The following is an 11,722-nucleotide window of genomic DNA, read 5'->3' as shown; positions in this document are numbered from 1 at the left end:
CGTGTCTTCTTATTTTGTATATCGCTTGTGTTGCAAAGCGGGTGCAAAAGTACACTCTTTATTTACATTCGCAAGCTTTTTTAGCGAGTTTTTTAAATATTTTTTCAAACTTTTTCTTAACAGCTTGATAACTATAATTTTAAAATTTATCCTTTTTTACTTTTAAAAGAATTTTCTTATAACAAATATTCTTTCTGCGATATTAAGATTTCAATGATTACTATATTTATTCGTGTCATCGTTGCAATTAGTCCTTAATACCCACTTTATATAAAAACTGTCTTTATTATAAGATCAGGACATTTAGAATTTATAACGAAATCATGTAATCATATATATAGTACAGCTATCAAAGATTACAGAAAGGGAGTTGAAAATCGCTCGAAATGACACGTATATCCATTTGGATGTTTGATCAGATAGTCCTGATGCTCTACTTCTGCTGGCCAGAATGTCGTAAACGGCTCAAATGAAGTTACAACCTTACCATGCCATTTGCCAGATTCATCAACAACTCTTACAACCTCCTCTGCGGCTTTTCTTTCTTCTTCGGTCTGAATAAATAGTGCAGATCTGTAACTTGATCCTTTATCGTTACCCTGCCTGTCTATAGTTGTTGGATCGTGCATTCTAAAAAAGTAATCTAAGAGTTCTTTATAAGAGGTTTCATTACTATCGTAAGTAATCTCGATTCCTTCGGCATGTCCGGGATGGTTTTGGTAAGTAGGGTTGTCATTATCACCTCCTATGTATCCAACTTCAGTATCTTTTACGCCTGGACGTGTACGAAAAAGATCTTCCATGCCCCAAAAACAACCTCCAGCTATATACGCTTTTTTTATATTTTCCATTTTATTTTATTATTACAATCAAAGGTAGGGTTCAATCACTATATAATCAATTGACCTAATCTGATTTTTAATTAAGCAGTTAATTTAATAATTAATTTCAATAATACCACTTGTATTTCTTCAGAAAATAAAAACTTAATAGAAAAAAGCATCGTTCAATTGAGAATTTATATTTCTTTGTTTGTTGTTATGTTGTGTTATTTTACTCAAATTTGCAATTCAAAAATTGCAAACCCTGCAAACACTATAATATTAATTTTTGTATCGAAAATAAATGATTGTACAAGATTTAGTTGGTAACTACTCCATTTCCGGAAGTAATCAAGAGGAGAGTTCTGAAATAACGTATCAGGGAATTTTGAGTTTATCGTTGGATAAAAACTATAGAATTATTGCCCATTGGCTTATTAATGATACTCAGGAACAAAAGGGCTACGGCTTTTTTAAAGATAATATTTTGGTTATTAACTTTAGCTACAAAGGAGAAGGTAATAAAAATTTTAAAGGAGTTGCGGTTTATCGCTGCATTACCAAAGATGTTCTGGAAGGTTTCTGGTCAGAAAAACACGGAAATCCTCTCTATTTGGGAATCGAACATTGCCTGAAGATCCAAAGTACGGAAAGGCTTAATTAGATAGATTCGCGAAAGATTACCACCATTTTTAGCCTAAAAGACAAATACGGCACCTTTTCAGAATACCGTATTTTGTCAGACTAATTCAAATTCAATTTTTATAAACTTGCTTTTACAGCACCGCAAGTCAACATATTTTTTGGATAGTATGGGTTTTTGATTTCCTTACTATCACTTACCCATTCTGCACTGGTCATTGGGCAAACCTGTAGATATAATATGGTATCATCGACCTTGAATTTTGGTGCCAGATCCCAAAATTTTACGGATAGCGATTGAAATAGGTTACGCTGTTTGTTGATGTTTTTAGTCATTGCAACCTGAGCTGCAAGCTCTATAACTTCTTTTCTCGTTGTTGTAGCGTGGTTCATTTGTTCAAGGCTTAATTTTTTAAACCTAAGGTTTTTTAATGAGCGCTGTAATGAAACTGCATTTGTAACAACTGTAAGGCTATCAGAAATTAGTAAATTATTTTTTAAAGCCAGGTAATCTTTCGTGATTTCTCTTTTTTGTGCTTCCCGTTTTTCTACTAATTCAGGTGCTACTTCTTGTTTTGATGTTAGCTGGGCTTGTGCAAAACTGCTTAGGCAAATGAATGCTATGACTAATAAATTTTTCATATTGTGGTTTTATTTATTTTTGAAATTATCTTATCTATTTCGATCAAAATGCTTTCGAAATGTTCTTTGTTAAGGCCTGTTGACGAACTCATAAGCTTTTCTACATCTGTTCTTAATTTTAAAATATGTTGTTTAGCATACAACGCAACATCGCTGCGTTGTGCCGAAGTTAAGGCTTTACTCGGGTCTGTTTCTTTAGGCAATAAAAGCAGGTTTAGTTTATCGACATAACTACGTTGCAAAACGCGTCTGTAATAATCTAGTTTTTCGTTACCGCTAAAGTTTACCCATACGGTTTGCTGTAAATCATTTAAAAAATCCGGAACGGTATAAGCTCCTTCAAATTGCATTGCCTTAAGGCTGATATTGTAAAGCATACCGGAACTTAGCAACATATTTAATACCTGATTTTGCTGATCTGATATTTCATCGGCAGTTTTTAATGCAATTAGCTGACTAATATCCTGAGGGTACATCCAGAGTGGCGCTACAAACAATTGCCTGCCTATATAATCTACGGCTGCTTTTACTTTTGTTTTAGGAACAGGCTGGTATACTAAGCCTTTTTCATCGACGGTTCTTTTGGTTACGTAGTTGTTCCCAATATTTTTCAGGACATGATACAGGTACAAACTATATTGTTTTACGACTGCTTTATGCATATCTGATAAATTATCGTAAGCATCATTTGGCTCGTAAGTCCATTCGATAAGGTGTGGCACGACACGTTTTAAATTTTTAATTCCGTAATCACTTGCAAGTACGGCGTCATCGCCAAGGTCTTCTGTCTGGCTGCGGGGATCTTCTTCTTTTCCTTCGCCACCAAACCATAATTTAGGATTTGCGGTCAGGCTATCTGTGGTTAGTTTGCTGAGTATTGTTTCTTCTTCAAACTCATCTTTGGCTTTTGGCAAGTAGCTATATCCCCATTTTATCGCCCATTTGTCATACATCCCTATACGCGGATAAATACCTTCTGGACTTATATTGTCTTCTGGCTGTGCTACATAATTAAAACGGGCATAATCCATTATAGAAACGGTATGACCATTTGCTTCTACCCATTTTTTATCTCTTAGTTTTTCTACCGGAGTAGCACTACTGGCTCCCATATTGTGGCGCAACCCAATGGTATGACCTATTTCATGTGAGGATACAAAACGAATTAATTGCCCCATAAGTTCGTCATCCAAATTCATTTTTCTGGCTCTGGGATCCAAAGGCCCTGCCTGAATCATGTACCACCTTTGCACTAATTTCATCACATTATGATACCACCCTACATGGCTCTCTATAATTTCTCCGCTTCTGGGATCGCTCACACGTGGTCCGTAAGCATTAGGGGTTTCAGAAGCATAATATCGTACTACAGAGTATCTGGCATCTTCCAGACTCATGGTTTTATCGTCTTCGGGCCATTCTTTACCAATAATTGCATTTTTAAAACCTGCTGCTTCAAAAGCTTTTTGCCAATCGTTGATACCGGCTATTAAATAAGGTCTCCATTTTTTGGGCGTTGCCGGATCGATGTAATATACAATCTGTTTTTTGGGCTCTACCAATTCGCCATTAAGATATTTCTTAAGGTCTTTGTCTTTTGGTTCCAGGCGATAACGCTGTACAATGTATTTTGCCTGAGCACGTTGCTCATCATCATCAAACAATACATATTTATTGGCAAAGTAACCAACTCTTTCATCTGCAAAACGTTTTCGCATTGGCGTTTTTGGCAGTAATACAATTGAGGTATTTAACCGCAATGTTATGCTCCCACTGCTTGCCGAAGTACTTGTGTACGTTTTTGTTGTTTTTACTTCTATATTTATAGGATAAACATCTATGGTCTCGATAAATGATTTATCATCAGCGAGAGAGGTTAGTTTTTTATCTGTTTTTTCCTGATTTGCCAGGGAGAACATTGGATTTTCTTTTTTGAAAGCATCTGTTACTTCAATAACGACATTTCCTGTTGCAGGATTGATTGTTTTTATGGGAAACGCGGCAACAATTGGATTTTCGTTACTGCCTGCTAGTGCTTTTGCCAGCATTGCATCTGCGTTACGAACATCTTGTTTGTACTGCAATGATCTTAAAAAAACGGTATTGTTTGCTCCTTTTTCAAAGTAAATAGTTTGCTCATTGGCTTTTTCTCCGCCAAAACGCCCCATACCTTCGGGGGTAGCAAGATATCTGGTTACTACGATCATGTACCTGTTAAACAAACTATCGGGAATTTGAAAGTAAAATTTAGTATCGACCTGACTAATCATAAAGAGTCCTGCTTTGCTTTTTGCGTTTTCTTTGATGATCTTATCATAGGGTTGCAAACCTTTTGGCTGGGTACTGGTACTGTCTGCTTTTTTTTCGACCGGAGTTTGTGCAAAACCATGCTGTTGTCCGGCAACAAGCATGGTTAATAGTATTAATAATTTTTTCATTAGGCTTAAAATGGTACTGTTTCGTTGGTATTTAATGTAAGTTTTGGATTTTTTGTTAAAGCCGATAAAGGAAACGGTACAATATACAATCTCGAGTTAGGCTGTAACGTATATGTTTTTTGTGGCACGGTCTTATTAACTATAGGAAATACTCTTGTAATAGTCTTGGCATAATCTGTTTCGTTGTTTAATCTTTTAAGGTCAAAAAAACGATTAAAACCCAGAAGCAATTCTTTTCTGCGCTCGTTTATAACAAGATTCATCGTTTCTTTTCTGGTTGTTGGAACGGCCAAGTTTACGGTACCGGACAAAATACGTTTTGCTCTTAATTTATTCAAAACTGCAACAGCATCATTAAACTTGTCTTCTCTGGCATAACATTCAGCAAGCATCAAATAGACTTCAGTTGTTTTCATGCCAACTGTGGTGTAAAAAAATCTTGTATAAACTGTTGACCAATATGCTGTATTTGAGCCTATATCCAGGTTTGTTGCGCTGGTAGTATTAAAAAACAGATTAAATCGTGCATCGTTTGTACCAAATAGAGTTCTTAATTCCGGGCTTATGATATACTGATAGGCAAAATTCATCTCATTGTAACCTGTCATGTACATATAACTCAAAACTTCGACATTGTTTGCTGCCGGTACTGCAACCGCGGTTGGTCCGCCTTGTGCATTATAGGCCACCATATCAAATATTTGATCGTTATAACTTAGTGACTTTTCTGCGGCAGCCTGAGCACTTGCAATTTCACGCTTAAACAAATGAACTTTGGCTTTAAACGCATACGCAAATGCCAGTGAAGGATGGTAAACATCTAGCGGTTTTTCTTGCAGGTAGGGCAATGCATCATCTATATCTTTCTGGATAAATTCGTAAACTTGTGCTACGGTATATTTTGATGGCTGTGCTTCTAAATCAAATTTATCCATGATACAAATGCCTCCATCTGTTGCGGCAGTTTGCGGATCGTATCCTTTTGCATAGGTATTGACTAACAAAAAGTGATCATAAGCTCTGTAAATTTTAGCTTCGGCTTTTGCTAATTGTTTGGTACTTTCGTCTCCTTTACTATTATCAACTAACGAAATAATGGTGTTCCATCTGTTAATATAGGTATAAGCCTGGTTATAAAAGCTCGAGCCTGTCATTAGAGAAACCCGATCGGTAGTTTCGTCAAAAGTAAAATTAATAATATCGATGTTTGGTGTTTTTCCTATTACGTTTCCTTCTTTCATCCATTGATCGTCGACCAAATACTGAAAGTTATTGATTGGATATCCTCTGTTTGGCAACGAAACCATTTCATGAAATTGTGCGGCTGTTTCGATTACCAAAGCTCCTTTGGGTGTAACATCTGTGTAATCTTCGCAAGATGCTACAGTAAACATTATTAGCGATAGCAGTATAATAGGTATATGTTTCATTTTTTTTAAATTGTAAGATTAAAGCCGAATAAGAAAGTTTTGGGCATTGGCAAATTACGTGTACCGGAATTGGCCGAATAAACTTCGGGATCGATATGGTTTCCTGCCGCACTCCAATACCAAAGATTGTTTACCTGAAAAGTAAATTTAGCCGATGCCATTTTTACTTTATTCGCAATAGATTTTGGTAAATTATAGCCTAGCGAAATGTTTCTAAGTTTGATATAATCGCCATCTACAACATTAACATCTGAGTTGCGCCATTGTGTACTTATGGTTCCTGCATAATTTCTAACACTTTCGTCAAGATCTACAAATAAACGAGTATTGCCGTTTGGGTTTGCATCTGTGTAACGTTCAGAAATACCGGAAAGATTTACTGCATCTGAACTCATATCGATAGTCTCTTTGCGCATTACGTTGCCTCCTGAGAAAACAAATAAAAAGTTCAAATCGAATTGTTTGTATGAAAATCGTTGTGATATTGAACCTGTATACGTTGGCATTAAACTTCCTTTATTTACCAAGGCATCAGGACTCGTGACTGTTTTTATGCTAGTCGCTATTGGGTTACCATTTGCATCAAAAGTAATCGACGGATTTCCTTTTTCATCTAAAATATAAGGATATCCATTTGTTGTTCCTCCATACTTGTAAGCATAAACGCTATTGTATGCTTCATTTTCTAAAAAGTAATCTCCCGGTGAACTTATATAGACTGCAGCATTCGATTGTGCCCTGGTCACTTTTTTAACAGTGGTTTTGTTATAACCAAAAACTACGTTTGAACTTATACGAAAATTACCATTGTTGTACCAATCTGAACCAATCGTAAATTCTACTCCTTTGTTTAACAAAGCTCCGGCATTAATTCTTCTGGTCAATGCCCCAACAGTAGGGTCTAAATCTGTCGTTGCCAATAAATCTGTGCTATATTTATTATAGACATCAATACTACCTCTTAGCAAAGTTCTAAACAAGCTGTAATCTAAACCAAAATTGGTACTTTGTGTTTTTTCCCATCTTAACATTGGGTTTGGTTGTGCCGTAATATTGATGTATTGCAACGCCTGGTATAAGTTATCGTTTTTTCTTGTAGCGGTTACGTATGGCGTTGTAGTTTGATCTATATTTCCGTTAATCCCGTAAGTTGCTCTAAATTTAAGGGCACTTACCCATTTTACCTCTTTCATGAAATCTTCGTTACTAACATTCCATCCTAAACCGGCAGACCATAATGGGCGATTTTTATATTTGGGATCTACTCCAAACAAATCTGCTCTGTCGACCCTGTAACTTCCCGTTACGTTATATTTGGATAAAAAGGTGTATCCTAAAGTGCTGAAAACCGAAAAATAACGGTGCAAAATTTCTGTCTGTGTTCTGGATCCGGCAGCCAGAGTTCTGTTATTTCCATAGATATAACTTGCTACTCCGGTTTGGCTAAGTGCCAGGCTATTGATTACGGCAGATGTAAGTGTTACAGGGTCATAACCGTATCTTATTTGTTCGATAGTTCTGGGAACATAAGTTTCTCGCATTTCTGTTCCCGCTATAGCAGTAACAGCATGTCTGCCCCCATCAAAATCCTGACTAAAATCTAATTGGTTTCTAAAAGAATAGTTGTTTACCTGACTGCTTAATTGTTTGTAACGACCTCCTGTCGAGAAACCATCTACATAGGTATAGGCATTTGTAGTTGGGTTATAACCTGTTAGAGAATTAATGGCATAACGCATTTTATAAGAGTTAATGTCGTTATATTGTTCGTTATCGTTTCTTTTTGTTTCGTATTGAAATTGTGTGCTAAAACTTAACCCTCTCCAGATCTTGGCACGTATGTTTGCAAAAGTTCTTAAACTAAGGGAGTTTTGTTTTGTAATACCTTCCTGAAGTTCGTCTAAGACATTAAACGTAACCGGTTTAAAACCGCTAAGGCTATTTATCTTTGCAGCTACTGCCGGATTGATAATGCCACCAGAGGTAAAACCATCGCTAATGCCTACAAATGATGATAAAACACGATTTCCGTTGTCATCTGTTATGCGTTCGTATCTTTTTTGGATATCATACGTATCATAACTAGAATCCGTAACATCTTCATTACTATACGTTCCGTTTAACCCAATCGTGGCATTTAACCAGCTATTTACCTGAAAACTGGTTTTTGCATACAGATTAAATGCACGGCTATCGTTGTTTATAATACGGCCTTTTGCCTCATCATAATTAAATGATACATAGGTATTTTGCTTGCTCGTACTACCGGAAAAAGCAACATTGTAACGTTGTCTTAGTTCATTTTGCCAGACATTATCTCTATAATCTTTGTTGTAATCGTTCTTTCTCCATTGGGCAATCCTAGTATTATAATCGGCATTGTTTATTTTTCCATCTTCCAGATCTCTGTTCAGTTGGTATAGCGGGCTATAATATTTCATGCTGCTGTTTCCTATATCTCCATAACCACTAAACATGGTAGATGTGTTGGCAAATCTTGCTCGTTCTCTATTGTATACAGCCTGTTCAAAATCAATTAATTCGCTTGTCGAGGCATAATTCATATCTCTTAAATTGGGTTTTGTAGAAATAAAGAAATCAGAGTTGATGCTTACTTTTAAACTTCCGCTTCCTTTTTTGGTAGTCAGGACAATAATACCGTTTGCGGCTCTTGAACCATAAATAGAGGCTGCGGCAGCATCTTTAAGAACGTTTACACTTTCGATATCATAGGGATTAACGTCTTCCAGGGCCATTTCGGTTGGCAAACCATCAATTACCAAAAGCGGAGTGTATCCAACTGAAGAAGAAAATGTACCTATACCTCTTAATATGGGTTTGTCTGCAGCGGTGCCACTTACATTTTTTTGAAACATCAAACCTGCTACACGACCTTCTAGTGCCGTTAGTAAATTTGTATTGATATTTTCGTTTAAGGTTTTTTCGTCAATTTTGGCAATTGCACCTGTTGAGTGACTTCTCGCAATTGTCTGGTAACCTGTTACTACAACTTCTTCCATAGCCGAAACTTTTTCTTCGACTACAAGTGTCAATCGGTTACGTCCGCTTATCGAAAAAGATTTTTTTTGAATGGTTAGTCCGGAGCATTCAATTATACCATCTGCGGGTACATCATTAAAAGTAAAACTACCATCAAAATCGGTTACAGCATGCGTATTTATTCCGGACACGTAAACATTTATTCCCGGAAAAGGTTCATTTTTACTGTTTACTACTTTTCCGCTTATGTCCGTTAATCCGTTTCCCGGATTTTCTGTTTTTTCGGCAGTTACCACTATGGTTTGATTGGTAATGGTATACTTTAAATTTTGAGAATTAAAGATCTGATTCAGCGTTTCTTTCAAGGCCGAATTTTTTAAGCTAATGGTTACCGGCTTGGAATCTTTAAGCAATTTCTGGGTGTAAAAAACTTCGTAATTGGCTTGTTTTGCTACTTCTTTCAAGACGGTTTCAAGTGGTGCATCTTTAAAATTAATGGTAACATTTTGGGCTTGACCTGTATAACTGCAAAGCAACAGGAGCAATACACTAAATACCCATAAATAAGGAGAAAAATGAAGCACGGGAATCTTTTTCCCCACTTTTTTGTAAGGTTTTTTTGGTTGTAAATTAAATTTCATACATTTACATTTGGTTATAGTTAAACAATGGTGAACAACATATATTGGCTATAAACTTTTTAACAACCAGAGGCATTGCAACTGCTTCTGGTTTTTTAGTTTAGAGTCTCAATATAATCGGCTAAATTTAAAATCAGGGATAGACAATAACTGTTTTACCTTCGACTTTAAATTTTATATTATTAAGCTCAAGTACTTTTAATACTTCAGACAAATTTTTATTCATAAACGTACCTCCGTTAAACGTGACGTCAGAAACATCGCCACGATACTCTGCTTTTATGCCGTACCAACGCTCCAATTGTTTCATTACGGATTTCAGATCGGCATTATCAAATTTAAAACGACCATTTTTCCAGGCAATAGCAGCTTCTGTATCGACTTCGCGAACTATAATTTTATTCAAATTATCAGATACATTAGATTGCTGTCCCGGTTTTAAAATTGTTTTTTGATTTTTATAACGCACCGCTACGCTTCCTTCTAATAAAGTTGTTTTTACAATTGGTTCATTATCATAAGCATGTACATTAAAATGAGTTCCCAAAACTTCAATTTCCTGATTGCCTGATTTTACTATAAATGGTTTGTTTTTGTTTTTGGCTACTTCAAAATAAGCTTCTCCTTCTAACTCTACCATTCTTTGGTCTCCGTTAAACCGGGTTGGATATTTAAGAGACGAAACGGTATTTAGATATACTTTGGTTCCATCTGCCAGAACAATATTATATTGCCCGCCTGTTGGTGTCGAAAGTGTGTTGAATGAATTTGCCTCTTCTTTTGAAGTATTTGCATTTGGATTAACAACATAGGTAATAACTCCGTTTGCATTCATCCTGATGGTAACTTCTTCTCCTTCTTTGGCAATGGTATCTTTTGCCGAAATATTGGCCAGAATAATTTGTTTGCCGTTCGAGAGTGTCAGGATTCCTCTATTTCCTCCGGGAGCAATTTCCTGTGGTTTTTCGACTACCTGAACAACGGGAGCTTTTGGTTTTGTAAAATAAAATATTCCTGTACCCAATACCAAAGCTATTGATGCGGCAACAGCCACGCGTGCCCAGATACTAATAATTTTTGGTTCTTGCTGCAATGGCAATCTCGATTTTAGATCGTGATAACTATCTTCAAGTTCATATTCGCTAAGCTGCAAGTTGCTATTGGATGCTTTGTGCCAATACCACGCATCCAGTTTATCCTGATCTTCAGGAGATAAAACTCCTTCCTGATATTTTTGTAGCAATGCTAAGATTTCAGTTTGATTCATAATTACAACACGAAATTTTGTCCTGTTTTAAGTAAGACAGTTAGAAATAACTTTTGTCATAGGCAAATGACAAAAAAAATTAAAAAAATATTATTATATCATTAACAAATCCCAAACAACGTTGTTTTTTGTTTACCTATAATGGGGTTATGAGTAGATTTTGGCACAGAAATTAACACAAAGCACAACTATACTTTACCAAACGAAAATACCTAATAAAGACTGGAGTTTTTTGCGTAGTATTTTGAGCGAATTATAGACTTGCTGCTTGGCTGTTTTATCTGTAATATTGAGTTGTAGTGCAATCTGGTCGTATGAAAGTTCGTCGACTTTTCTTAACAGAAAAACTTCACGCATTTTTTCCGGCAATTGGGCAATTTCCTTTGCAATAATAGCTTCCAATTCTTCTTGGCGAAGGCTGGAATCTGCCAGAACGTAATCATTTTCGATAAAGTCTGCAATAGAGTCTGCATATCGCGAAACCACTTTTTCGTGTGCGATATGATTGAGTATTCTGTTTTTTGTTGCTTTGTATAAATAAGAAGAAAGTGATCCGGTAAGGGTTAAGTCATAACGTTTGTTCCAGATTGCTAATAATACTTCCTGAACCACATCGTTTGCTTCATCGCGATTGGCAAGCATTTTATAAGCATGGTTAACGAGGATTTTAGAATACCTTTCGAAAATTTCTGTATACGCCAGCTGATCATCTTCCTGTAGAAGATTTAATAAAGTATAATCATCATATTTGCTGTAAACAGACATTTAATAAAGGCTTGAAAATCGAAAAAGACAATATTAAACATTTTTTATGTTAAAAACTAAAAGATGATTCCGTTAG

Annotated in this window: 8 protein-coding genes; 1 reads left to right on the top strand and 7 read right to left on the bottom strand. The window is 36.0% G+C overall.

Annotated features, from left to right (window positions below):
• Window positions 1-356 precede the first annotated feature (356 nt).
• On the bottom strand, window positions 357-851 hold the full coding sequence (gene msrA, locus B0A64_RS13385; RefSeq protein WP_089480028.1) for a peptide-methionine (S)-S-oxide reductase MsrA: 495 nt from the start codon (window positions 849-851) through the stop codon (window positions 357-359).
• A 274-nt stretch (window positions 852-1,125) separates the two neighbouring features.
• Between msrA and B0A64_RS13380 the strand changes: the two genes are divergently transcribed.
• Window positions 1,126-1,485, top strand: coding sequence for a hypothetical protein (locus tag B0A64_RS13380; RefSeq protein ID WP_089480027.1), 360 nt, complete (start codon window positions 1,126-1,128; stop codon window positions 1,483-1,485).
• A gap of 98 nt (window positions 1,486-1,583) precedes the next feature.
• Here B0A64_RS13380 and B0A64_RS13375 read toward each other — a convergent pair whose 3' ends face one another.
• The 6 genes from B0A64_RS13375 to B0A64_RS13350 all read right to left on the bottom strand — a co-directional run bounded on the left by B0A64_RS13375 (window position 1,584) and on the right by B0A64_RS13350 (window position 11,646).
• The gene (locus tag B0A64_RS13375; protein WP_089480026.1) at window positions 1,584-2,105 is read right to left on the bottom strand and encodes a DUF3347 domain-containing protein; all 522 of its coding nucleotides are present in this window, start codon (window positions 2,103-2,105) and stop codon (window positions 1,584-1,586) included.
• A complete protein-coding gene (locus B0A64_RS13370) occupies window positions 2,102-4,543 on the bottom strand; it encodes a zinc-dependent metalloprotease (RefSeq protein ID WP_089480025.1) in 2,442 nt (813 codons plus the stop codon). The genes B0A64_RS13375 and B0A64_RS13370 overlap by 4 nt, the downstream gene beginning before the upstream one ends.
• A 5-nt stretch (window positions 4,544-4,548) precedes the next feature.
• Entirely contained in the window at window positions 4,549-5,973 is a 1,425-nt protein-coding gene (locus B0A64_RS13365) for a RagB/SusD family nutrient uptake outer membrane protein (RefSeq protein WP_089480024.1), read from the bottom strand.
• A 5-nt stretch (window positions 5,974-5,978) separates the two neighbouring features.
• A complete protein-coding gene (locus B0A64_RS13360; protein WP_089480023.1) occupies window positions 5,979-9,614 on the bottom strand; it encodes a SusC/RagA family TonB-linked outer membrane protein in 3,636 nt (1,211 codons plus the stop codon).
• A gap of 133 nt (window positions 9,615-9,747) precedes the next feature.
• Window positions 9,748-10,881: a FecR family protein gene (locus B0A64_RS13355; RefSeq protein ID WP_089480022.1), complete on the bottom strand. Its 1,134-nt coding sequence runs from the start codon at window positions 10,879-10,881 to the stop codon at window positions 9,748-9,750.
• A 195-nt stretch (window positions 10,882-11,076) separates the two neighbouring features.
• Entirely contained in the window at window positions 11,077-11,646 is a 570-nt protein-coding gene (locus B0A64_RS13350; RefSeq protein WP_089480021.1) for an RNA polymerase sigma factor, read from the bottom strand.
• Window positions 11,647-11,722 lie beyond the last annotated feature (76 nt).

This window comes from Flavobacterium araucananum, assembly GCF_002222055.1.
Classification (GTDB): domain Bacteria; phylum Bacteroidota; class Bacteroidia; order Flavobacteriales; family Flavobacteriaceae; genus Flavobacterium; species Flavobacterium araucananum.
This window is presented reverse-complemented; position numbering and strand designations above follow the sequence as displayed.